At 46.5% G+C, this 24,118-nt stretch carries 25 protein-coding genes; 12 read left to right on the forward strand and 13 right to left on the reverse strand.

Features of this window, described 5'->3' with window-relative positions; all coding sequences use genetic code 11:
* Nucleotides 1-3: 3 nt before the first annotated feature.
* The 6 genes from R3D00_01745 to R3D00_01770 all read left to right on the forward strand — a co-directional run bounded on the left by R3D00_01745 (nucleotide 4) and on the right by R3D00_01770 (nucleotide 5,298).
* On the forward strand, nucleotides 4-2,058 hold the full coding sequence (locus R3D00_01745) for a caspase family protein (protein MEZ4771873.1): 2,055 nt from the start codon (nucleotides 4-6) through the stop codon (nucleotides 2,056-2,058).
* Nucleotides 2,055-2,351 carry a hypothetical protein gene (locus tag R3D00_01750; protein MEZ4771874.1) on the forward strand — a complete coding sequence of 99 codons (297 nt, stop codon included), beginning with the start codon at nucleotides 2,055-2,057 and terminating at the stop codon, nucleotides 2,349-2,351. Before R3D00_01745 ends, R3D00_01750 begins: the two co-directional genes overlap by 4 nt.
* Nucleotides 2,352-2,437: 86 nt before the next feature.
* Complete coding sequence (locus tag R3D00_01755; GenBank protein MEZ4771875.1) at nucleotides 2,438-2,872, forward strand: OsmC family protein; 435 nt, start codon at nucleotides 2,438-2,440, stop codon at nucleotides 2,870-2,872.
* 214 nt (nucleotides 2,873-3,086) lie between these two features.
* Entirely contained in the window at nucleotides 3,087-3,500 is a 414-nt protein-coding gene (locus tag R3D00_01760) for a hypothetical protein (protein ID MEZ4771876.1), read from the forward strand.
* Nucleotides 3,490-3,918: an HNH endonuclease gene (locus R3D00_01765; protein ID MEZ4771877.1), complete on the forward strand. Its 429-nt coding sequence runs from the start codon at nucleotides 3,490-3,492 to the stop codon at nucleotides 3,916-3,918. The genes R3D00_01760 and R3D00_01765 overlap by 11 nt, the downstream gene beginning before the upstream one ends.
* Before the next feature lie 111 nt (nucleotides 3,919-4,029).
* The gene (locus R3D00_01770; GenBank protein ID MEZ4771878.1) at nucleotides 4,030-5,298 is read left to right on the forward strand and encodes a hypothetical protein; all 1,269 of its coding nucleotides are present in this window, start codon (nucleotides 4,030-4,032) and stop codon (nucleotides 5,296-5,298) included.
* A 35-nt stretch (nucleotides 5,299-5,333) separates the two neighbouring features.
* Here R3D00_01770 and R3D00_01775 read toward each other — a convergent pair whose 3' ends face one another.
* From R3D00_01775 to R3D00_01810, 8 genes are all read right to left on the reverse strand, one after another.
* Entirely contained in the window at nucleotides 5,334-6,683 is a 1,350-nt protein-coding gene (locus R3D00_01775; GenBank protein MEZ4771879.1) for an FAD-binding protein, read from the reverse strand.
* 78 nt (nucleotides 6,684-6,761) lie between these two features.
* The gene (locus tag R3D00_01780) at nucleotides 6,762-7,343 is read right to left on the reverse strand and encodes a Uma2 family endonuclease (protein MEZ4771880.1); all 582 of its coding nucleotides are present in this window, start codon (nucleotides 7,341-7,343) and stop codon (nucleotides 6,762-6,764) included.
* 101 nt (nucleotides 7,344-7,444) lie between these two features.
* Nucleotides 7,445-7,870 (reverse strand): hypothetical protein, encoded by a 426-nt coding sequence (locus tag R3D00_01785; protein ID MEZ4771881.1) that lies wholly within the window; start codon nucleotides 7,868-7,870, stop codon nucleotides 7,445-7,447.
* Nucleotides 7,871-7,955: 85 nt separating this feature from the next.
* Complete coding sequence (locus R3D00_01790; GenBank protein ID MEZ4771882.1) at nucleotides 7,956-8,525, reverse strand: Crp/Fnr family transcriptional regulator; 570 nt, start codon at nucleotides 8,523-8,525, stop codon at nucleotides 7,956-7,958.
* A gap of 92 nt (nucleotides 8,526-8,617) precedes the next feature.
* Nucleotides 8,618-8,911, reverse strand: a complete 294-nt coding sequence (locus tag R3D00_01795; GenBank protein ID MEZ4771883.1) for a DUF5615 family PIN-like protein — start codon at nucleotides 8,909-8,911, stop codon at nucleotides 8,618-8,620.
* Nucleotides 8,898-9,092 (reverse strand): DUF433 domain-containing protein, encoded by a 195-nt coding sequence (locus tag R3D00_01800; GenBank protein MEZ4771884.1) that lies wholly within the window; start codon nucleotides 9,090-9,092, stop codon nucleotides 8,898-8,900. The genes R3D00_01795 and R3D00_01800 overlap by 14 nt, the downstream gene beginning before the upstream one ends.
* 135 nt (nucleotides 9,093-9,227) lie before the next feature.
* Entirely contained in the window at nucleotides 9,228-11,123 is a 1,896-nt protein-coding gene (locus R3D00_01805; protein MEZ4771885.1) for an ABC-F family ATP-binding cassette domain-containing protein, read from the reverse strand.
* Nucleotides 11,124-11,133: 10 nt separating this feature from the next.
* Nucleotides 11,134-12,084 carry a phosphoribosylaminoimidazolesuccinocarboxamide synthase gene (locus tag R3D00_01810; GenBank protein MEZ4771886.1) on the reverse strand — a complete coding sequence of 317 codons (951 nt, stop codon included), beginning with the start codon at nucleotides 12,082-12,084 and terminating at the stop codon, nucleotides 11,134-11,136.
* A 169-nt stretch (nucleotides 12,085-12,253) separates the two neighbouring features.
* Here R3D00_01810 and R3D00_01815 point away from each other — a divergent pair, with 169 nt between their 5' ends.
* The 6 genes from R3D00_01815 to R3D00_01840 are packed head-to-tail and all read left to right on the forward strand — an operon-like array spanning nucleotide 12,254 to nucleotide 18,316.
* The gene (locus tag R3D00_01815) at nucleotides 12,254-13,609 is read left to right on the forward strand and encodes an AAA family ATPase (GenBank protein MEZ4771887.1); all 1,356 of its coding nucleotides are present in this window, start codon (nucleotides 12,254-12,256) and stop codon (nucleotides 13,607-13,609) included.
* Entirely contained in the window at nucleotides 13,606-14,796 is a 1,191-nt protein-coding gene (locus R3D00_01820; protein ID MEZ4771888.1) for a tetratricopeptide repeat protein, read from the forward strand. Before R3D00_01815 ends, R3D00_01820 begins: the two co-directional genes overlap by 4 nt.
* Nucleotides 14,797-14,855: 59 nt before the next feature.
* Nucleotides 14,856-15,644: an SDR family oxidoreductase gene (locus R3D00_01825; GenBank protein MEZ4771889.1), complete on the forward strand. Its 789-nt coding sequence runs from the start codon at nucleotides 14,856-14,858 to the stop codon at nucleotides 15,642-15,644.
* 18 nt (nucleotides 15,645-15,662) lie between these two features.
* Nucleotides 15,663-16,247: a plasmid pRiA4b ORF-3 family protein gene (locus R3D00_01830; protein MEZ4771890.1), complete on the forward strand. Its 585-nt coding sequence runs from the start codon at nucleotides 15,663-15,665 to the stop codon at nucleotides 16,245-16,247.
* Nucleotides 16,248-16,250: 3 nt separating this feature from the next.
* A complete protein-coding gene (locus tag R3D00_01835) occupies nucleotides 16,251-17,696 on the forward strand; it encodes an aldehyde dehydrogenase (protein ID MEZ4771891.1) in 1,446 nt (481 codons plus the stop codon).
* Between the two features lie 53 nt (nucleotides 17,697-17,749).
* On the forward strand, nucleotides 17,750-18,316 hold the full coding sequence (locus R3D00_01840; GenBank protein MEZ4771892.1) for a hypothetical protein: 567 nt from the start codon (nucleotides 17,750-17,752) through the stop codon (nucleotides 18,314-18,316).
* Here the strand turns inward: R3D00_01840 and R3D00_01845 are convergent, their stop codons facing one another.
* From R3D00_01845 to R3D00_01865, 5 genes are read right to left on the reverse strand one after another with little or no spacing between them, the layout of a single operon-like run.
* Complete coding sequence (locus R3D00_01845; GenBank protein ID MEZ4771893.1) at nucleotides 18,317-18,958, reverse strand: SIS domain-containing protein; 642 nt, start codon at nucleotides 18,956-18,958, stop codon at nucleotides 18,317-18,319.
* A 47-nt stretch (nucleotides 18,959-19,005) separates the two neighbouring features.
* Nucleotides 19,006-20,499 (reverse strand): polysaccharide biosynthesis C-terminal domain-containing protein, encoded by a 1,494-nt coding sequence (locus tag R3D00_01850; GenBank protein ID MEZ4771894.1) that lies wholly within the window; start codon nucleotides 20,497-20,499, stop codon nucleotides 19,006-19,008.
* Nucleotides 20,499-22,019 (reverse strand): PfkB family carbohydrate kinase, encoded by a 1,521-nt coding sequence (locus R3D00_01855; protein ID MEZ4771895.1) that lies wholly within the window; start codon nucleotides 22,017-22,019, stop codon nucleotides 20,499-20,501. Before R3D00_01855 ends, R3D00_01850 begins: the two co-directional genes overlap by 1 nt.
* Nucleotides 22,016-23,008: an SDR family oxidoreductase gene (locus tag R3D00_01860; GenBank protein ID MEZ4771896.1), complete on the reverse strand. Its 993-nt coding sequence runs from the start codon at nucleotides 23,006-23,008 to the stop codon at nucleotides 22,016-22,018. The genes R3D00_01855 and R3D00_01860 overlap by 4 nt, the downstream gene beginning before the upstream one ends.
* Nucleotides 23,005-24,117, reverse strand: a complete 1,113-nt coding sequence (locus tag R3D00_01865; protein MEZ4771897.1) for a DegT/DnrJ/EryC1/StrS family aminotransferase — start codon at nucleotides 24,115-24,117, stop codon at nucleotides 23,005-23,007. Before R3D00_01865 ends, R3D00_01860 begins: the two co-directional genes overlap by 4 nt.
* Between the last annotated feature and the right edge of the window lies 1 nt (nucleotide 24,118).

Genomic DNA, 24,118 nt, shown 5'->3' on the forward strand with positions numbered 1-24,118 from the left:
GTTATGATCTCAAAATCTCCCGAAAATATCAATAAATACTCCGGCTGGATGACCCGTCGGGTGAGAATACACCTGAAGGTTGAAGAAAACTCCGGGAAATCAGCGGCGCAGTTTTTTGCCCTGATTGTGGGTATCAATCAATACCCGACCCTGCCGCCGTTGGCAGGTTGTGTGAATGATGCCGTGGGTATGCGCGATTTCCTTCAAAGCCGTGTGGATCAGCAACTTGCCGGACTGAAAATAACTACATTACTGGACAGGGAAGCCACCCGGGACAATGTGATCAGTAATTTTGAAAACATAGTTTCTGAAACAAGAAAAAACGATACCGTATTATTTTATTTTGCAGGATATGGCTCACAGGAACCAGCGCCGGAGGAATTCAGGAGTCTGGAAGACGATCAGCTAAACGAAACCATCGTACTGTATGACAGTCGTATTGGCGGGGGAATGGATCTTGCCGATAAGGAGATCGCCACCCTTCTCGATGAAATTGCGGTCAAAGGTGCGCACATTCTGATGATCAGTGATTGTAGTCATAGGGATAATGCGTATGCTATTACTGCGGAAAATTGCCGGGTTGCACCGCGTTTTCCCCGAATCCGCCCAATCTCATCCTATATCACCCCCGGTGTATTTAAGCCGGAAAAGACACAGAGCAGCTATTCCGTCTCCGGTATTGTTCAGCCCGATCCGCCTCATTTTGCGCTTACCGCTGTTTCAGGGGATGAAGCGGCTCAGGAAGTATTTAGCGATGGAAAGGTGATGGGAATAATGACAGCTACCCTGCTGGATATCCTGCGAAGTAGCAGTGGGAACCTGGCATATCAGGATCTGATTACCCGCCTGAGAACCCGTACTGCACAACGGACATCTAACCAGGTGCCAGACCTTGTCAGTGTACTGGACATGCATATTCCCTTCCTGAATGGACTAATTCGCAGTGAAGTTTCCGGTATTCAACTGAACTTTGATAAGCAAAAAAATCAGTGGGTCGTAAACAGAGGAACTTCACACGGATTTAAAGGTCCGGGCATAGATGGCGAAAAAATGATATTAGCCGTGTATCCGTCAGGTATTTCCCAATCAAAACAACCACGGTCGCCATTGGCAGAGATTACTTTAGAAACCCTGGAGCCGGACCAAAGTATTGCAAATGCAGGGAATGCATCTCTGGACCCCAGGGAATCCTACGCTGTACAGGTAGTGAGTATGCCGGTTTCTCCGGTTAAAATTCATTTTTTCGGAGAAAACAGAGACGGAATCGAAATGATGAGAAAGGCGTTTTTGAGTTCTTCTCAGGCTATTTACCTGCAGGAGGTGGCGGAGCTGCAGCTTGCAGATTACCAGGTGTTTGCAGGAAAAAAACAATTTTTGATTCTACGCCAGGCCGACCGAATGGAAAAGCCGCTATTACCCCCAACGGAATCGATTTCCTATGAGACAGCAGTGGAGGTCATCCGGCAGATCAACCATATAGCGCGGTGGCGGCAGATTCTGGAGATTGTAAATCCGGCCAGCGGCCTTTCCCCTGAAGCAATACGTCTGGAAATCTATCCCGGTGAATCAGAGGTCGCAGATAGCGCCGGTTTGCTTACCTATCCGGCATGGGAGCAGGGGGTACCTTTCCGTATCAAACTGGTGAACACTACGGATAAACGACTCTATTGCACTTTGGTGTATATGTCCTCAAGTTTTGAAATCAATACGGGCTTATTACCCAACAAAGGTCAATGGATTGAACCCGGGGAAGGAATATGGGGATTGGAAGGTAGCCCGTTGAGAGCGGTTGTAAGTGAAAATCTGACGCAGCAAGGTATCCGCGAAGCGCAGGAAATTTTCAAATTGATATTTGCGGAGGAGGATTTTAGTGCAGAAGGACTCAATCAGATCAGCATTCAGGAACCCCAACCCATAACCCGGAGCCTGTTAGAGACCAGCACGCGGAACCTGTTGTTTTCAGGCCGATCCGCTTATTCTGACTGGAATACTTTTGAGATACCATTAACGATCCGGATAGAGGAAGATACCCCCGGAGCGGAATATTCGAGCAGTTGAGGCACTCGAACACCCGGTGGCTGAGGTCACTCGAAGGCCCGGGCATAACAGCCTACCGCCGGTGGCTTCGGGAGCCTCAGCCCCCGGATTGTATGGCCTCAGCCCCCGGATTATTGGAGCCATCGGCACTCGAACACCCGGTGCCTGAGGTCACTCGAAGGCCCGGGCAAGTCAGCCCACCACCGGTGGCTTCGGGAGCCTCAGCCATCGGATTATTGGAGCCATCGGATTTTGGCGAAATAAGTGTTAAACGTGTGATAATTGTCACTGAAGGGAAAATCCCCGATGACTAAATTTACAATCTTACTGGTTTGGGGTTCGGTTTTCGATGGGCTCCGGAATCAAACTATACATGGATTTAACAACTTATTTCACAAAAATGAATGCCAAAATAAATATCAAAAATCTTCCCCTGGGATACCAGTCTATTATCACCAACGGGCAGCATACGATCGTCGGAGATGAACCCGTTGCAAGCAAAGGCACAGATCTGGGGCTCGCTCCGACCGAACTGGTGCTTGCAGGGCTTGCTTTGTGCAAAGTTGCCACCGTGCGCTACATTGCCAGAAGAAACAATTGGGATATCCGCGATGTAGATGCCGAACTTGAGCAGGAAGTCAAAAGAGGCGAAGGCGGAAAACTCTCAACCACAGTAAAAATAAAACTTAAAATCGAAGGCGATCTCACCGAAGACCAGAAGGCTGAAATACTGAAGCAGGCAGACAGATGTTATGTACATCGTATGCTCAACGGTGATTGGGATATTCAGCCAGCGACTATAGATGAGTCCATGACACAGGAACTCATAGCATAAAATAACCAATAGCGAAGTGTTTACCCCTATACCACCGGAGCCTTAATGGTTTCCGGTGGTGTTTTTTATGGATATTTGCAGAGAACCCGGGGGAGGAGATTTCGTAAAAGAATATCCGGAACAGAATGATTATAGAGCATGTTTGTCTTGCTGATTTAACAAGCGGGAAGTTTCCGGTAGTTTTATTATATTTGAGAAAATGAAAGCAGGCTTTATGGCTACAGTTCCAATAAACTCAGAAATAAGACTCGAAATGCAGGTTATTCTGGATGGGATTGCTCAATTAGATACCACATCTCTGGAAGACTTCGCAGGGAAGGTATCTCACATCCTCGCCAGCCGAAAAGCGCCTGCTCTTACCCGAAAAGAGACGGATTTGCTTAAGAGTATCAATCAGGGGATATCTCCTGCCATACTAAGCAGGTTTGACGAGCTTCAGCTTAAACAAAAAACAACTGGTTTAACTTCATCTGAAAAAGACGAACTGACCGAGCTTGTAGATATCACTGAAGTAGCCGAGGTAAAGAGATTACAAAACCTTACTGTACTTGCCGGTTTATGGAAGGTTTCAGTGGAAGTGCTCCGTCAAAAATTGGGCATCAAAGCACCTGAGCCGCATGCCTGGTAGGTATATTTCTGCTAAGACAAAGGCTGAGGTGATCCATCGGGCAAATGAAAGATGTGAATATTGCAGGAGCCTGATGAAAAATGCAATCCATACATTCCATATCGATCATATTCTTCCACTGGAGAAAGGTGGAACTTCTGCATTAAGTAATCTGGCACTCTCCTGTGGTGGCTGTAACAGTATGAAAGCTGCCAAAACTACGGCAATAGATCCCCTCTCAGGATCAGAAGTGAACCTTTTCCATCCCCGAAAAGATCAATGGTATGCTCATTTTTCCTGGGCAGATGATTATCTGGAAATCATCGGACTTACTGCAACCGGTCGCGCGACTATAGAGTTTCTTCGCTTAAACCGCATCGGTCTCATTAATATGCGTCAATTAACAAAACTCATTGGTGAACACCCGCCGGAGGAGTGAGGCTGGTGTTTTTTATGGATATTTGCAGAGAACCCGGGGGAGAGTAGTTTCTGGAAAATATTCTTGACCCGAAGAAACATTTTGCTGTAAATTGGGTCATAGTCAGTAAATATGAAGACAATCATTGCAGTTGGCGTTTTTCTGCTTTTCCCATTCCTCTCTCATGCACAGGTTTATGTGGAAAAACAGACGCGCCACCGGTTTGCCCAAATGAACGTTGGCATTGATTTTCAAAGAAGTTTTGGAGGACAAACTACCTTTCTTAACAGCCTGGATATACCGGAGTCGATGATGCTTTCCTCCCTTCAGCGATCCCGTATTCTTATTGGCGGCACGCATTTCTGGGGGCACGCTGATTTTTATATTGCCATACCCTTATATAACCCTAAAATAGAATCCCAAAATCAGGAAATTTCCTTCTCCAGTGGAGTGGAGACGGTATTCAAATATTATCCGTGGAGGATACAACATCGGCGACTTAGTCCGTTTCTGGGAACTTCACTTGCGCCTTTTTCCTTCACACAAGACAATCTGAACCTATCAGAAAAAAGCGGCCCTGATATTACCCGTGTAGGTTTGCCAATTGTGGGTGGCCTGACCTTTAACTATAAAAGCAACCTGCTGGAAATCAGTGTATTATACAATTATTCAAGCAAGCAGAACTACTATTTGAGTCTATACAAAAGAGCCCAGATCCAGACGCCTCCCGTGTACATTTCCCTCTCATGGCGAATGATGCTGGAGACTACAATCAGTGCGGAGAAGGACTGGGAATCTGGTAAAACCAAAGAAATTACTCAGGTTCTTGCTGAAAAGAAGAAGCTGAATGGATTTTTTGTCGGTGCGGGAATGTCTTCTGCCTGGTGGCTCGGGAAATCAAGATATGATGTGTATTGGAATTATGCTATTCCTCGCAACGGAATCTCGGTTATGCCAGACCTTGCCCTGGGCTATTACCTCCATAAGCCAGATATTAATTTTTCTGCCAGCTTTCGCAGTTACAGCTACAAAAGCGACACCTACGGCGTAAACCAGAAATCTGTGCGCCAATCGGTTGCTCTTGAAGCTACAAAGTACCTGTTTGATTATCATGGTTTTGCTCCTTTCGCCGGGCCTGTGGTATCTTTTGAGAACCTCACTTTTGAAGAAAAATATAAAAATACTGTTGTCACTGAAATTCAGAATCAGTTGCCCGGATATGGACTGACTTTCGGCTGGGATATCAGACCCAACCGCTTGCAAAGCTTTCTGCTCCGCACAAATCTCAGGTATTTCCCCCGATTGTTGCTGAATGAAAACCCCAACAATTATTCTGTGAACTTCCGGAATATCGAGTTTAATTTTATCCAACTCATTATTTTCCCCGGGCGAATGTTTTAAGGGGCTTTAGAAATCCTATTCGCCTGAGCATAATTTCACCCATAGATATTCAGATTCAGATAGTCATTTCTGAATTTGCCCTCGGGATCGTATTTTTTTGCCAGCGCCAGAAAATCTGGGTACTTCTCATATCGTGAGCGAAGTATGGCCGGGTCAATGGTAAATAGTTTTCCCCAGTGTGGTTTTACATTGTAAGGCGACAGTTCTGCTTCGATCATCGGCAGGAGTTTCCGCACTTCTTCCCAGTTTTGTTTCCAGGTGAAGTGAATGGCTACACTGTCCTGATGATAACAAGGGCTCATCCAGAGTTCGTCGGCAGCGATGGTGCGCACTTCGGTGATCATCAACTGTGGATTGATCAGGTCTTTTTTCTTTTCCAGTGCGAGGATGGCATCTACGGCGTTTTCACGCGGAATAAAGTATTCTGATTGCAGTTCTTCTCCTCCGCTGGGCATAAAACCCATTTTGAAATGCGGCAGGCGATTATACCATGGCCCGGCAATGCCCATCTGCTCGGTGCAGTTTTCGGGTGAAATTTCGACAATAGGGTGGAGGTTGCGACCCGCAGCCGTAGCTCCGAAAAAATCATTTCCATGATCCGTCATCGGCTGGTCAGTCCGTCGTTTGATCCAGACCTGACTCACTTTTTGGTCCAGCCAGTTGGTGAAAAGACTGACACTATAACCCGCAGACATAATTTCTTCAAAATGGCTTTCCAGCGATGCGAGCGGTAGTTCCTGAAAAATGTCCTGTCTCACCTGATAAGTATCCTCTATCTGAAGGGTTACTTTGGTAATAATGCCGATGGCACCAAGACCGACTACCAGTCCGTAAAAATCAGGATGTTCGCGGTTGACAGTGATGAGTTCTCCCTGCGGCGTGACAATTTCCATGGCCACAACAGCTGAGGCCAGGTTGCCCAGTGTCATGCCAGAGCCATGAGTAGCGGTTGTACAGGCACCAGCGACCGTGATATGCGGCAGTGAAGCCAGATTGTGGAGGGCATATCTCTGGGTGTCGAGTTCTGTGGCAAAATCACCATAACGCGCCCCGCTCTCCACGGTCAGGGTTTTATTTTCGGTGTCGAGGGAGACGATTTTATTGAGGCGGACAGTGGAGATTTGGTTTTGCGGACTGTCGGCAATATTGTTGAAGCAATGGCGCGAGCCGAGTGCTTTTTGTTTGTCCAATTGTTTGACAAGTTGTTGAACCTCTTCGGGCGTTCCCGGTTGGTGAAGGGAAGGGGCTTTATAGGAATAGTTTCCCGCCCAGTTTTTCAGGGTATTGGTATTGGGTTTTTGTTCGGACATACAGGATACATAAGGAGCCAGAAGGCCAGAGGCAACCAGTAAAGACGAATTCTGGATGAAGGTTTTCCGTTTCATGTCAAGGGCAAATAAAGTGGTAGTAGTAGCTTTGCCCTAAACGTAAGGAATTTCTTCGAAGAATCGAAGGGATTGTGGCTAAGACATCACATCCTCGTAAATGTCCTGCATACGGAGGGAGATGCCAATCGAACTCAGTTCGATTTCCTTATCGAGACCTATATAGGTGCGAATTTGCCAGTGGTCATTGCTGATTCTTACAAAAGACTCCACGATAGCCTGCTCCTGGTCGATCATGATATATTCTTCGAAGCTGGGGTTTGATCTATACAACCTGAATTTATGTGTCTGATCGTAATTCTGTGTGGACTCGGAAAGTACCTCAATGATCAGTTTGGGGTTTTTTATCGCATGGTTAGGGTTTTTTTCATCATCGATTTTGCCACAGACCACAAAAACATCCGGATAAAGATATGAGTTTGCATGTTCTACCGACACTTTTACATCCCCGCTGAAAGTTTTACAGGGCTTGCCCGCTTTCCGGAGTCCATCTTTAACCCAATAAAGAACATTACTGATAAGCAGGCCGTGTCTGATGGTTCCTCCGGCCATAGCATAAATTATCCCGTCGACAAACTCATATTTTGTCTTCGGGTCAGTGGATTCGAGGTCAAAATATTCTTCTACGGAATAACTCCTGTTTAGCTTATGCTCAGCCATAAAAAAACGCTTTTAGATAAAGGTACGAAAAATTTGGAAATGAGAGAATTCTGGTTTTTCAGCGATTCCTGGCGCATACGGAGGGAGATGGCAAACTCAGCTTACGTTCTGCTAAAGGGTATTCTTGTGTCTTTTGCAACATATTTGGCGAATGCGAGCAATGCGCCTGTGACCATAATGTTGCGGAAGAAGTTGACCATTTCAAGTTCTTTTTCTCTGGCGAGATCGGCTGCCATATTTTCCAAACCGAGTTCATATCCCAAGGCTCTCGGTAAATGAACCAACAATCCCATGAGAATTACATACAAAGCCATCATTGTATAGGCGAGTTTATCGTATCTGGCAATTACCGCACTTACAATGAATGCCAATATGCAAAAGGCTGTAAAGTAGTTCCAAAAATAGGGAAAGGGAATATAGTCAGGAACAAAATCGGCTCCTACTTCGGGTTTGCCAAAGTGAAGGCCAACATACATCAGAAAAGAAACCGGGAATATCCAGCGCCCTGTGTTTAATATCTTGTCCATAGTTTTAGATTTAATTAAAGTGAAATAAAAACATGGACAAAACTCTCCAATCCCCAATCCCTAAACATTGACATTTGTCAATATTTTAGTGTTTCCTTTTGAGCCGGCTGAATGTTTCCTGCGAAATGCCGAGATAAGATGCGATGAGTTTGCTCGAAAGCCTGGTCATTAAGTTGGGACGAAATTCCATCAGCCATTGTATTCGTTCCAGGGCAGAAAGTGATACGAAAGTATTGATTCTATAGACAGAGTTAGCATAAGAGGCTTCAAGAATTTGGTTATAGATCAGGCCAAATTGAGGAACCGTTTCCATCATATTCATAAAACTTACTCTGTCAATGGCGCAAAGGTCTGAGTGTTCAACAGCCCTGATATTTTCGCTTGAAGGTTGCTCATTGCCAAAACTCATCAGTTCTGAGCACCAGTTGTCTTCGGTTACAATATCCCGTGTGGTTTCATTGCTGTTTTTGTCATAAACGTACACCTGCAGACAGCCTTTTGCTACAAAGTAAACATACCGGCAGATATCTCCCTGAGTCAGAATTTGTTCGTTTCTTTTGACTTTGATTGATTTGAATTGGGAGAGTACCTCGTCGATTCCGTCAATATTACCACCGAGTCTGTTGATGATATGCTGGCGAAGTCTTTCTTTCATTTTTCAGATTGATTCATACTGTCTTTCCTCACCCCTCCGCGATCTCCATCAGTTCCAGCCAGCGGTCGGATTTGGTTTCGAGGTAAAAATGTTCAATTTCCACTATATTCTGCAATCCGATCACGGGAAAACAAAATCATCTCTGCACCTCCATTCAATAAAATATGGATCTTTTCAAGGTTAGCGTCAAATAAACTTAAGAGCTGCTGATTACCTATATTACCAAACTGAAGAAGCAGAACTTTTGGGGGGCTTCCTTTAATCAGATAATTGTCAAAAAAATCCAGATCCTTAGTTATGATAATCAGGTCTTCTAGTTTCGCTATACGCGCAATTTCTTCATCGTTAAGCAAATGTCCATCTGAGAAATCTCTAGGGGGCTGCATAGAGTAAACAAGCCTGAATATCTTCTTCTTCGATATAGGGATAATCAGCTAAAATCTCAGGCGTAGACATCCCTCCAGCTAGTAATTCCAGCATTTGAGCCACTGTAAACCGCATATTACGAATAGTTGGGCGTCCTTTACAAACCTGTGGATTTAGTGTTATTCGTTCAGAAATAATCATGTAAGGAATTTTTTCAAAGCCATCACCTAAGTTACACAATTCTTTTCAAAAAAGTATTGTTCTTTGATGAAGAGAATACGTCTCTTATTTAGCTCCAGGTACTTCTAACCTCTGTCATCGGTTCTACATCCCGCTTCACCCCTCCGCGATCTCCATCAATTCCAGCCAGCGGTCGGATTTGGTTTCGAGCTCGGCGGTGATTTGTTTGAGTTCTTCTGCGAGAGCGGCGAGTTTTTCGTAGTCAGCTCCGCCTCCATTCATCAGTACGGTTACCTCCTGTTTGCGTGCTTCCAGCTTTTCTACTTCGCTGTCCAGCCGCTCGAGTTCGCGTTGCTCGTTGAAGCTGAGCTTGCGTTTGCGATCGGTTTTGGGCTTCTCTTTTTGTGCAGGTGTTTCTGCCTCCGGCGTTTTTTCTTCTTTTTCCGGTACGGTTTTTTCCTGTTGTTCCTTCCACTCCCTATACTGCGAGTAACTCCCCGGATAGTCTCTGATTTCTCCATCTCCCTCAAATACAAACATATGATCTACCAGCCGGTCCATAAAAAACCGGTCGTGGGTTACGACAATCAGGCAGCCTGCAAAGTCTGCGAGAAATTCTTCCAGCTTGCGGAGGGTGATGAGGTCCAGGTCGTTGGTGGGCTCATCGAGAATCAGGAAATTGGGGTTGGTCATCAATATGCGCAGCAGGTGGAGCCGGCGCTTTTCTCCTCCGCTGAGGGTGTCCACCATTTTGTAGTGAGTGGAGCGGGGAAAAAGAAAATGTTCGAGCAGTTGGGAGGCTGAAAGGCTCTGACTTTTGCTTATTTCGACGGTTTCGGCGGCTTCGGTCACGACTTCTATGACGCGTGCATTGTCCTTAAATCCGAAGCCCGACTGTTTGTAATAGCCGTAAACGATGGTTTCCCCCATGCGGATTTTCCCGGAGTCGGGTTCTTCCTCGCCGGTGATCATTCGCAGAAATGTGGTTTTCCCTACACCATTGGGGCCGACAATACCGATGCGGTCGTGGCGATTGAAGGTATAGGTAAATGAATTGAGTATTTTCAGGTCTCCGTAGGCCTTTTGTAAGTGCTTGATTTCAAGCACTTTCCCTCCTATGCGGCGACCTTTCACCTGAAGGGAAACTTCCGCTGTCTCCTGGCGGTAGCTGGCTTTATCACCGAGCTGGTGTGCAGCGTCGATCCTCGATTTGGACTTGGAGGTACGTGCTTTGGGAGAACGCCGCAGCCATTCGAGTTCGGTGCGGAAAAGGCTTTTTGCCCGGGCGGTTTCCGTGAGTTTGTTTTGCTCGCGTTCGTCTTTTTTCTCCAGAAAATAGGCGTAATCGCCTTTATATCGGTAGAGATTTCCCTGTTCCAGCTCAAATATTTCGTCAGTAACACTTTCAAGAAAATAGCGGTCGTGGGTGACGAGGAGGATGCTTTGTTTGCTGTTGGAAAGGAATTTTTCCAGCCATTCGATGCTGGCAAGGTCGAGGTGGTTGGTCGGCTCGTCCATGATCATCAGGTCAGGCTCGCTGATGAGTGCCTGGGCCATAGCAACGCGTTTTTGCTGTCCGCCGGAAAGCACCCCTATTGGGAGATCGAGGAAGTTGACCTCCAGTTTGCTGAGCACTTCGTGGATTTTTTGCTCATAACTCCATGCATCGGATGAATCGATAAGTGCCATAACTTCATCGAGGCGCGACTGCTTTTCGGGGTGTTTTCCCACTTCTGCAAGCAGGGTTTCATATTCCTGTATGAGCTGTAGTTCGGGCTGATCGGAAGAAAAAACTACCTCGGCCACGGTTTTGTTAAGCGGGAGATTGGGTTCCTGAGCGAGGTAGGAGATTTTGGTTCCTTTTCGGATGCTGATCGTACCTGAGTCCGGCGTCTCTATGCCTGCCACAATGCGCAGGAGGGTAGATTTTCCACAGCCGTTGACACCGATGAGTGCGATTTTCTGCCCCTGGTCAATGCCAAAGCTCAGATTCTCCATCAGCAGTTTTTCGTCATAGGATTTGGAGATATTTTCCGCCGAAAGGTATATCATAAGGTTTGTGCTAAATCAGGCTTTTCAGTACAGATACTGTGTTTTCGTAAATTCTTTCTTCTATTTTCGAGTTGTCTCCGCGCTGAAAATCTTTGCCGGTTACCTTTTCATACAGTTCGACATATCGGTCGGTAATCTCATTGACAAATGTGTCTGGCATATCGGGCATCACCTGTCCGTCGAGTCCCTGGAATTGATTGGCCATCAGCCATTCGCGGACAAACTCTTTGGAAAGCTGTTTCTGGGGTTGTCCGGCAGCTTGTCTCTCTGCATATCCTTCTGCATAATAATAGCGGGAAGAGTCAGGTGTATGCACTTCGTCTATAAGGTAGATATCATCGTTGTGGGAACCAAATTCGTATTTGGTATCGACAAGAATCAACCCCTGAGCGGCGGCCATTTCTGTGCCTTTGTTGAATAGCTCCAGCGCGTAGTGTCTGATCTGGCCCCATTCTCCCGGGTCGATCAGGCCAGAACTGAGAATTTCTTTTTCAGATATATCTTCATCGTGCCCGATCTGGGACTTGGTCGCCGGGGTAATGATGGGTTCCGGGAGACGGTCCGCTTCTTTGAGCCCGTCGGGAAGTTTTACGCCGCAAAGTTCGCGAAGGCCGGACTTGTAAACACGCCAGGCGTGGCCGGCCAGGTAATTGCGTACGACAACTTCTACCGGAAACGCTTTGCATTTCAGACCGATGGTGACATTGGGGTCTGGTACAGCCACCACATGTGTTGGCACGAGTCCGTCAATCGCCCGGAAAAAATGCTCGGACGTCTGGTTCAAAACCTGTCCTTTATAGGGGATGGGCTTTGGGAGAATATAATCAAAGGCAGAGATACGGTCACTGGCCACAATGACCAGATATTCGTCGCTGATATTATAGACATCCCTTACTTTTCCTCCGTAACGTGAGAGCTGTCCTGGAAATTGGAAGTTAGTTTCTTTAATCGCGTTGGCCATAGCAGATGATTCTGATTTGGGGGCAAAGATACACTTTTCATAAACCAATTGGCATACAGATTCGTAAGTTTGCAGTATCAGAACCCAAAGCTTCCGGCAATTGAATGTTAGTCCGGAAAATATTGCTTAATTTTGTGAAAAGGGGCGTACGAATCATAAAAAATAGTTGATGCCATCACAGGAAGAGACCTTAAAAAGCCTGCTGGAAGCCCTGGCCTTTTCGCCAGACAATATTCCACTCAGGAAGCATGTCGCTTCAATCCTAATGGATTTGCAGCGATATGAGGAAGCCGAAAAACATTTTTCTCAGGGGCTTCAGCATGCACCCGGAGATATGGAAATAAAGCTCGGCCTTGCCGAAGCCTTTGCCCGCCAGGGGAAAAATTCTGCATCATTGGTAATCCTTGAAGAGCTCATGGGGATTGATCCTCCGTTGGCAAAGGCATTTATGCTTCATTCGAGGCTTTCTTATCAAAATGAAGAATTTGAACAATCGCTGGAGTCCTACCAGCAGGCTATCCGCCTTGACCGGTCTTTGCGGGATGTGAGTTTTGAAAACCAGTTGGGCGAGCATATGGCGCAGGCTGGTTATGACGATGGATACGGCGGTCGTGTACCGGTTGAATATGCTGATGAAGATGAGGATGAAATATTTGGAGAGATCGAACGCCCGAGTATCAATTTTAATGATGTCGGGGGAATGGATCATGTGAAGGAAGAAATTGGTCTGAAGATCATTCTTCCGCTCAAACATCCCGATCTTTATCAGGCTTATGGCAAATCCATAGGGGGAGGTATGTTGCTCTATGGCCCTCCGGGTTGTGGGAAAACGCATCTTGCCAGAGCCACAGCCGGCGAGGTAAACGCTGGTTTTATCTCCGTCGGGATCAACGACATCCTCGACATGTGGATTGGCAACAGCGAAAAAAATCTGCATTATATTTTTCAGACGGCAAGGGCCGAAGCCCCTTGTGTCCTCTTCTTCGACGAGGTGGACGCCCTCGGCGCGAGTCGTACCGACATGAAACAAAGCGGCGGACGCCACCTGATCAATCAGTTTCTCGCCGAACTTGACGGCGTCAAATACTCCAATGACGGGGTCCTCATTCTGGCGGCAACCAATACGCCCTGGAATATGGATTCGGCATTCCGCCGTCCGGGAAGGTTTGACCGGATCCTCTTTGTACCACCTCCAGATGAAGCAGCACGCGCCGCTATCCTCCGCATTATGATGAAAGATAAGCCGGTGGAGGATATCGACTATGCCAAACTGGCCAAAAAGACTCAGGGGCTTTCCGGTGCAGACCTGAAAGCGGTGGTAGATATTGCGGTCGAACAAAAACTCCGTGAATCTATGAAGTCTGGCAAACTGGAGCCGATCAATCTGAAAGATCTGATCACAGCTGCCGGAAAAGTAAACTCCTCTACCAAAGAGTGGTTTGCCACTGCCCGTAATTACGCACTCTACTCAAATGAAGCCGGGCTTTATGATGAGATTCTCGCGTACCTGAACATAAAGAAATGAATTTAAGCCGAATAGAACTTCTGCTTGGCCAGCGGCGCTACGATATGGCGGAAAAAGAAATCCGCGAGCAGATGGGTGATTATCTGAACAATCCTCTTGTGCGCTCTTATCTGGGCATCAGCCTGCTGGGGCAGGGGCGTACGGAAGATGCTAAAAAAGAAGTTGAAAACGCCATCGGACTTGCCCCCGATTTTGCCTTTGCGCATGGGCTTCTGTCCCGTATTTATTATCAGGAAGGGCAAACAAAAGAGGCGCTTGCCGCAGTGGAGGAGGCAATTCGTATTGATCCTTCTGATGCCAATCAGTTTGTGCATCTGGCTTATATTCAGTTTTCAAGAAGTAAATGGGAGGATGCGCTCGCCGCCGCCGAGCAGGGGCTCAGTCTCAATCCTGAACATGTCGACGGAATCAACATCCGGGCCAGAATCCTGGTCAAACTGGGCAGAAGCCCCGAAGCCAGCGCTGCCTTTGATGATTCTATGCATAAGAACCCCGAAAATGCCTATACGCATATCAATAAGGGATGGGCGCTGCTGGAAGAAGGGCGATATGATGAGGCATTGGTTCATTTTAAAGAAGGGGTCAGACTCGACCCCGACAATGAAGCGGCCCGCTCAGGCCTTGTTGAAGGCCTGAAGGCCAAATACTGGATTTACCGCGCCTACCTGAAATTTGCTTTCTGGATGGAAAGCATAAGTAGTGGATATCGCTGGGCACTGATCATTGGACTGGTACTTATTGCAAACAGTGTCCCCTATATCGCGCCATTTTACCTGGTACTGGTTTTTTTCTCCTGGTTTTCCAGCATTCTTTTTAACCTCCTTCTCCGGTTTAATTCTTACGGTAAATATGCACTGAGTGATGAGCAGATCCGCTATTCCAATATCTTTGCCGGACTACTGGTAGCCGGTGCGGCGAGTCTGATTGCCGGACTGACAGCAGGACTTCCACTGGCCGAAAATATAGGGGTTGTATGTCTGGGGTTGCTTTTTCCAGTCACCGGAACTTTCAGTAAGTCGATAAAAAGTTCCCGGCAGAAGTCACTTTGGATGACTTATGCTTTTGTGGCTGTTGGGATCGGGTTTGTAACAACTGCATTTTTGGGAATGCCGGTTGCATCGGTGCTTTTCTCCATATTTGCATACGGAATTATGGCTTATACTTTTGTCATTGGATTTCTTCCCTGACAGGTTTGTATTTCGCTGCGTAAATGCGCATTATTGGCTTCTGAATTAAGGCTGAAACTATGAACTTAAACCTGACCGGCAAACATGCATTCGTCGGTGGCAGTACCCAGGGAATCGGGGAAGCTTCTGCATATGAACTCGCCCGTCTCGGTGCCACAGTTACCCTTATTGCCAGAAACGAGGCGCAACTTCAACGTGTAGGTAAGGCGCTGGATACTGACTCCGGCCAGAAACATGACTATATCGTCGCTGATTTCTCTCAGCCAGATATCCTAAAAGAAAAGGTGACAGACTGGTTTTCCTCCGGGAAAATTGTCCATATTCTTGTCAATAATACCGGCGGCCCGGCTGGCGGCCCGATTATTTCCGCTTCGCCTCAAGATTTTGTTTCGGCTTACCAGATGCATTTGTTGTGCAATCATATCCTCGCTCAGGCAGTGGTACCTGGCATGAAAGCAGCGGGTTATGGACGAATTATCAACGTGATTTCAACCTCTGTAAAAATACCAATCACAGGACTTGGCGTATCTAATACGACAAGAGGTGCAGTAGCAAGCTGGGCAAAAACGCTGGCAAATGAACTTGCGGCTTTTGGCATTACTGTCAATAATGTGCTTCCCGGATTCACCGAAACCCAGCGGTTTTTTTCCCTCGTAGAGGTTTGGGCAAAATCTGCTGGTATTTCTGAGCAGGAAATGATGGAAAGACTTAAAAAAACCGTTCCGGCCGGGAGGTTTGCCTCACCGGAAGAAACTGCCAGCGCAATTGTATTTCTTGCTTCTCCTTCTGCTGCGTATATTAACGGGATAAATCTTCCCGTTGATGGCGGAAGAACCGGCTCTCTGTAATTACCAACTGAAAACTCAATGGTCTATCAGATTAAAGTAACACTGGATCATTCACAGCCGCCAGTCTGGCGCAGGTTGTGGGTGCAACCTAAGATTTCTTTTATTGACCTGCATTTTATCATTCAGGGTTCCATGGGTTGGGAGAATGCTCATTTATTTATGTTTTTTGATAAAATGGGTCCCGATGGTGTGAAAATCGGCGTTCCTTATGATGATGATTTTTTTTCGGAAGAAATTTTGGATGCGGAAAAACTCCTCATCAATACATTTCTAAAAAATCCGAAAGACAAAATTCTATATGAATATGATTTTGGCGATAGCTGGAGCCATACCATTGTTCTGGAAAAAGTTCTGGAAAATACCATTCTCCCCAAAGCTATCTGTGTAAAAGGTGCGGGTAATTGCCCGCCTGAAGATTGTGGCGGCTTGCCTGGCTATTACCATATGATGGAGCAGATCAATAAAAAAGGTTCTAAAGAAGGGGCGGAGTTCCGTGAGTGGATGGGTATGGGAAAAGGCGAAACCTGGGATTTTCTGGCATTTGATCTGGATGAGGCGAATATTGCGATTCAGGATTACCTGAAAGATCCCTACGGAATTTGATATATGGTTGAAATTCGAAATTATATCAATGGTGAGTTGACACCGCCGGGAAACGGTAAATATCTGGATGGCCTGAATCCCGCCACAGGTCTGGTGTTTAGCCAAATTCCTGATAGTGATCACGAAGATGTACAGGCGGCCTATCTGGCTGCTAAAAATGCTTTTCCGTACTGGTCGGGGATGCCGGTTGACCAGCGCGCTGCAATACTTTCCCGGATCGCTGACGGTATCGCCGCCCGCAGGGAAGAACTGGCTCTGGCAGAAGCTACGGATAACGGAAAGCCGGTTGCACTCGCCCGACGCATGGATATTCCCCGGGCAGAAGATAATTTCCGATTCTTTGCCCATGCCATTACGCAGTTTCACAACGAATCCTATGATATGGGCGGTCAGGGATTTAACTATACCCTGCGTCGCCCGATGGGCGTTGCCGGACTAATTTCTCCCTGGAATCTGCCGCTTTATCTTTTTTCATGGAAAATTGCCCCTGCGCTTGCTGCGGGCAATACTGCTGTAGCAAAACCTTCGGAAATTACGCCGTACACTGCTTACCTGCTCTCCGAAATCTGTATAGAGGCAGGACTGCCTCCCGGCGTATTGAATATTGTCCACGGTACCGGGCCTGCGGTAGGAGAGGCGATTGTTTCCCATCCGCATATTCCCGTTTTATCCTTTACCGGCAGCACGGCAGTCGGCAGGAGAATTGCCGAAATAGCCGCGCCCATGTTTAAAAAAGTCTCCCTTGAAATGGGCGGTAAAAATGCAAATGTGGTTTTTGCCGATGCAGATTATGAACATGCGCTCAGCACCAGTGTCAGGGCATCCTTTACCAACCAGGGGCAAATCTGCCTTTGTGGCTCCCGCTTATTTGTCGAAAAATCAATCTATGATCGTTTTGTAAGTGATTTTGTCAGCCGGGTAAAAGCTTTGAAAATAGGCGATCCGCAAGAAGAAGATACAGATATCGGTGCAATTGTTTCCCGTACACAGTATGAAAAAGATCTTCGATACATCCAGATTGCCCGTGAAGAAGGCGGAGAAATCCTCTGTGGAGGCGAACCCGCCGACAGCGTAAATGAACGCTGCGCCAATGGATTTTTTCTGAAACCTACAGTCATCGCCGGCCTGGGCCCCGAATGCAGAGTGAATCAGGAGGAAATTTTCGGACCAATAGTAACGGTTTTCCCATTTACTGAAGAAAGTGAAGCACTTCGGTATGCCAATTGCACCCCATATGGTTTATCCAGCACTATTTTTACTTCAAACCTCCAACGTGCACATAGATTTGCTGGAGCAATAGAGTCTGGAATCGTATGGGTCAACAGCTGGCTGGTGCGTGATCTCCGCACACCTTTTGGCGGAGTCAAGCAGTCGGGGATTGGAAGAGAGGGGGGATTTGAGGCGCTTCGGTTTTTTACTGAGCCGAAAAATGTCTTTATTCAATTATAACTTTACCATCCCGGATAATACGCGTAAATTTCCGGCGTTTTGAATTTAAGTATATGAAACTGAGCCAAGTCATTTTTTCTGCATCATTTGTGTTGCTTCTGGTCCTTTCGGGCTGTGAATCGGTCGATCTTTCCCTGGTCAATCAGGTAAAAAGGTTTGAGCCGGAGTGGATGAACCTGAGCGAAAAGGTTTCCTTTATTGACCGTAACCTCCGAATTACCCATCAACGCTACGATAAAGATCTCGAAGAGGTTAACCCTTTTATCTCTGATCCTGGTACGGCTGAGCGCAACGATCTGTATGGTATGCGCAGCCAATACCGCAATATGATCACCGAACGGGATGCTATTCAGAAAAAGTTTGACGATACCAAAACAAACTTTGTCACCTCCGTTAACGAGTTTAATGAATGGCAAAATAAGCTCATGAAAAAGCGGCTGGATCAGGATAAAGCGCGGATACAATTGCAGGAATATCGCCGCACCTATCAGGCTTTATACAAGGAAGTGGACGAACTGCAAAATCAACTGATGCAGAATATCAATCAGCACAATTCGTTGCTTCGTCAGATTACCACTGCGCTGAAGCTGTACACCAACTACGATATCAACTATCGGTAGTTATTTAAAGGATTGGTTCCGGTGGAAAACGTCCTTTTCATCCACACAAAACATTTTTACATCCAGGATAGAATGGATGATAAACTGGTGAAGAGTTTCTACAAAACCGTAGGAAAATGACGGCACGTAGAAGTTTAAATGGCCCATGCTACGCAGGGTATTGTCTGGTTTAAACCCGCTACATGTAATCACGGTAGCTCCTTTAGTCAGCGCAGCCTGTGCGCCTTTGAGTATATTGATTGAGCTTCCCGAACTGCTGATGCAGATGGCGATATCCCCTTTTTCGGCAAACTGCTCTATAGGTATGGAAAAAACTTCGTCATAGCTATAGTCGTTGGCGATACAGGTAAGCACCGGTGCATCATTAAATGTAATTGCCTTTACACCACCGTTTTTCCAGAAATCCACCGCCAGGTGGCTCGCAACTCCCGCACTTCCTCCATTGCCAATGATCATGACTTTGCGCCCATTTTTTTGCGCTTCTACCAGCCATTGCGTCGAAAGGTCGAGCGCTGCGTCATAGGGAATCTCGTTTTCCTGATCGCTGGCTTTTGTATTGGAAAGAGCCTCCGTAAAGGACTCCGTATATCTGTTCCAGAATGTTTTACTATCCACGTTTGCCGGTTTTGTTATCTCATTCATAATCTTTGACTTGGTCCGGAGGGCAAATATACGTTTTTTTTACCGCCTTACGAACGCGAAATAAATCTGCCGAATATCTTCCTCAAAATGTCCACGATCATATTGTTTATATCTGGTGAAATTTTTAACCAGAAAATCAACGGCAGATATACAGCTGTAACGATCGAAGACCTTACCAAAATATCGAGTAAATGATTGCCTGTAGAAGGGATATTTAACCCCAAAATCAATACACCAACCGTTATCAAAATATTGAGTATCGTTTTTGTCGTAAATGGCTGCATCCCAAATTTATAATAAACAAACACGCACCCAATGCCATTGTACAGAAAAAGTGAAAAGGCCGTTGCGATAGATGCGCCGGTGGCCCCATATACCGGGATCAGCATATAATTGGTAATCACTACAAGGATAAACAAAAGGACATTTGAATACAGGTCAAAACGATAATACCGCGAATTCATGATAATGGGGCGGTGAAGCCCGGTGATTATATTAAAAATAGAACCTAAACCCAGGTATATGACTGAAGCGCGGCCGTCAGCGTATTTGGGAAGAAGACCAAAAAATGAATCGATATTTATCCATATTCCCACAAAAACCAATGCCGCCACTACCAGATTGGTGATAGCTGTTTTTTGATACAAATCCTGTATGAGATCCATCCTTTTGACCTTCATATGGTTGGCGATCAGCGGGATCGTAATCGACCGTATCGACCGTGCCGGCATTTGGATAAGTACAGAAATGTAAAAAGCAATGGCATAGGTTGCCACAACCGTTTCTCCGACCAGCCATCCCAGCATCAGTATGTCCACTTTGCTCACCAGCATATTGGTCATTTCTCCCAAAGAAGAAAACCAGCCGTAGTTGAGCATAATCCTGCCTATTCGGGCCTTCATCCAGTCAAAACCAATCGTTATATGCAGCTTTCGAAGCCATATCAGATAAACCAGAATGATAATTACCGGCACAAAAAAGCTAACAGTCATCCAGTTCAGGAACCCTCTGAATGTCAGATATTCGAAGTGCAGGAGAATAATCAATAGTGTCTGTGGCAACCGAAGGGCAATGTTATAAGCCATTGCAGGCACAACCGTCTTCAGCAGAGACTGCGATATCGTAGAAAGTACCCGATAAAGTGTATAGGAAAGAATCAGCGGATAAATATATATATACTCATTCGTGAAAAGCGGAGATTTCGGGGCGTAATGAGCGATGATAAAAGGTTTTATCAACATTAGAATCAGACAGATACCTGCAAAACCTATTGCGCTATAGAGGATAATGAAAAAAATAAACTTTCCTTCCTTGTCTTTCCTTTGGTAGAAATATGGGAAAAACCGCAGAATAATCCGCGTAATCCCCAGTTGGGAAAGCTCTGATCCCAGCACCATAAAGGTCATGAGCAGTTCAATCAGCCCATACTGCCCTTGTGTCAGCCACTGATAGAAGAGAAGGGATTTATTTAACCATCCCAGGACTACGCCCAGATAGGTGTAGATGGTATTCTGGACACTTTGTCGCTGAACAATACCCATTATTTAAGCATGTGGCTGATCATTTTATTTAATTCAACCTTGGTTACCGGGCGTTCGTTGCCGAGAATATTGACAGCAAGCGCTCCTACACTGTTTCCGATAAAAGGAATCAGATCAGGCGGGCATTGTTTGTAAGCACAAAGTGAGGTTACTGAAAGCACCGCATCGCCTGCACCTACAGAATCTACCACGCTGGTCGCAAGTGCCGGTGCGCGATAAAATTGGCCGTTGTAGTAATACACCGATCCTTTTTGTCCGAGGGTAATGGTAATGGCTTCACAGCCCGTAGTCTCATTTAGTCGGTGAATAAGATCTTCCAGAAGACCGTATTTACTACCAAAAGGCAGGCGGATTTCGTTTTCGTCAATCGAAATATAGTCTGCACCCTGATATTTGGTGATATAGTTGTATCCGAAGTTGTTGCTGTTGGTCTGAGCATTAACCGAAACATATATATCAGCATTTGTCAGATATTCCTGCACCGCAGGAGTGATCATGCCATGCCCAAAATCCGAAATCAATACGATATCGTAATTCCCGATAATTGAGTCGAGATATTCAATCATCTCATTTTCAACTGTTTCGGGTAGATTCGTATCATTCATATACGTGACCTCAAATACTTTGGTATTGAGGTATTCCGCAATATACCTGCGTTTGGCCGGTGTGGGGCCATCATTGCGGTAAAAATATTTTGCCGAAATTTCTTTTGCCAGCTTGGGTTTGATCACGTCAATCTGGTCGTTGTGGGTACCCAGACAGGTGACGAGATGAACCTCTTTGGCAAACTGGTTGAGGTGATTGGCAATGGCAAGTACCCCACCGGCAAATACTTCAGCGCGAATAAACTGGGTTGAAAGGGTAGGGGACTTGGAGGATTTACCCAGCGACCGAATGTAGTGATATTCGTCGATGATCGTATCTCCGATAACGAGCACCCGCACATCCGATAGACTTTCTATGACATCAATAATTTCTTCAGCGGAATGGTTCTGCTTCAGATTGTGCATATAATCTTTTGCCGACTCATCCAGCGGACTGAAGTGTGCGTTGATCAGATTGGAAGAAGAAAAAACAACTTCTTCTGTAAAATAAATATCGCCTCCTTCGGCTCTCACAGCTTCCACCTCCTTACGGATGTTGTCAGTAAGATCATCTTCGAAGTTTTTGTAGTCCTGACCTTTTACATAGTAGTCAGGTTTTAGCAGATGAAGCGTTTCTACAGCGGTAGGCCAAAGGTTAATAGCCACATAGTCAATGACTTCCAGCGCAGCCAGCGTTTCAAGTCGCATTTGCTGGTTAAAAGCAGGGCGACCCGGGCCTTTATTTACCATGTGGTCGGGGGTGATGGTAACCACCAGAATATCCGCAGCTTTTTTGGCTGCTTCGAAGTGTTTGATATGCCCCAGATGCATAAGGTCAAAACAGCCGTGGCAGTGTGCTACGGTATGACCTTCTGCTTTCAGACCTGAAATGATGTTTGCCAGATCTTCAAGTGCTACGATTTTGTCTTTATTCATTTTTTCCCCAGATACTTAAACCAGTCCTTAGTAGCTTCTGCAATACTTGCAGGTTCCCAAAGTGGCGCTTCCCGCCAGTAATCAATATTGTCCAGCATGGTTTGTACGCCTTCTTCAAAACTCACTTTGGGTTCCCAATTGAGGATTTTTCGAATTTTGGAGGTGTCTGCGTAGGTACAATCCGGCTCTCCGGGCCGCTTGGGGATATATGTAACTTCTCCCCCCAGAAGCTCTACCAGGCGGTTTACACTGTAAGTGCCGCCACTGCCTACATTCATCACTTCTCCGATGGCGGCATCTGTTTCTGAGGCTTTGATACAAGCCGCAGCGATGTCGGATACAAAGGTAAAGTCTCTGGTCTGAGTGCCATCGCCGACAACGGTGTAGGGTTTATTGTTGAGTTTTTGTGCGAGGAAAACGCCAAAAACGGCTCCATAGGTTCCCGAAGTGCGGGAACGCGGGCCGTACACATTAAAAAAGCGGAGCGAAGTCGTCGCCAGGCCATATACTTTATGCCAATTGAGCACGTATTGTTCGCCGATCCACTTGGTGGTGGCATAGGGATACTCGGGACGAATTTCTGCTGTCTCCGGTGTCGGATATAGATCAGGGATACCAAAACATGAAGAAGAAGCTGCATAAATCAGTCGCTTCACACCCGCTTTCCGGCTGGCTTCCAGCACGTTGATGGTTCCGTCCACATTGGATTTGTGGTAATTGAGCGGTTGCTGGATGGAAGGCACAATATCGGCCAGTGCTGCGATATGGAATACTTTTTCCACGCCTGCAAAATAACTATCGATCGCCCCGTATTCTGCAATATCTGCGATATGAACCGTGAGGTTGGGATTGGTTTTCTGATGTTCCAGATTCAACAACCTGCCGGTTGAAAGGTTGTCGATGACCACCACTTCTGCGCCTTTCGCAAGGAGGGCATCCACAAGATGGCTGCCGATAAACCCGCAGCCTCCGGTTACTAATACTTTCATGAATGGAAAAATCTTTCGATGGTATCACAAATATAATCAACCTCCTCGTCCAGGAGTTCGGGGAATACAGGCAGGCTCAGGATGGTATCCATCTGGCGCTCAGCTACCGGAAAATCTCCGCGTTGGTAGCCCAGATAAGCAGCGGCCTCCTGCAGGTGAATAGATATCGGATAATGCACTTTCGAATCCACGCCATTTTCCTTTAAAAAGGCCATCAGTTCATTTCTCCGGTCTGTCTGAATAATGAAAGTATGATAAACAGACTTCATACCCGGCCCGTCTTTAGGAACCCATACATACTGACTGATCCGATTCTGGTATTTCTCTGCAATCTCCCGGCGGCGGTTGTTCCACTGGTGTAAATATTTGAGTTTTACCTGAAGAATCGCCGCCTGAATCGCATCAAGTCGGGAGTTGTAGCTCCAGAACTCGCACTCATCGCGGTTTTTCAGTCCGTGGTTACGGGCTTTGAGAAGGTATTGGTAGAGGTTTTCATCATTGGTGGTGATCATCCCGCCGTCTCCGACGGCGTTGAGGTTTTTCAGCGGGTGAAGGCTGAATCCTCCGGCGATTCCGAAGGAACCGACCGGCTGACCATGGTAAGTAGCCCCTACCGCCTGTGCGCAGTCTTCGATGACATACAACCCGTGTTTTTGGGCGATTTGAAGGATGGGCGCCAAATCTGCCGGTCGGCCCGTCAGGTGTACCGGTGCAATGGCTTTGGTACGCGGAGTAATCGCCTGCTCGAGTTTTTCGGGATCAATATTGTAATCGTCCCGTACGTCTGCGAAAACAGGGGTAGCGCCAATCAGGGCAATGGAAGATGCTGAGGCGAGGAAAGAGTTGGGAGGAACGATCACCTCGTCCCCTGCGCCGATACAGAGGCCGCGCATGACCAGAAATAATGCATCTGTGCCATTATTTACCCCTACAGCGTATTTTGTTCCGCAGAGCTCGGCAAAATCTGCTTCAAACCGGGAAACCCTTTCACCCAGAATATACATGCCGCTATCCAGCACTTTTTCAATTTCGGCCATTACTTCCTCTTTGTAGAGCGAAGCCTGAATGCCGATATTGACATAGGGAATCTGTCTTTGTACTACCTGCATG

The sequence above is a fragment of the Bacteroidia bacterium genome, assembly GCA_041391665.1.
Classification (GTDB): Bacteria; Bacteroidota; Bacteroidia; order J057; family J057; genus JAGQVA01.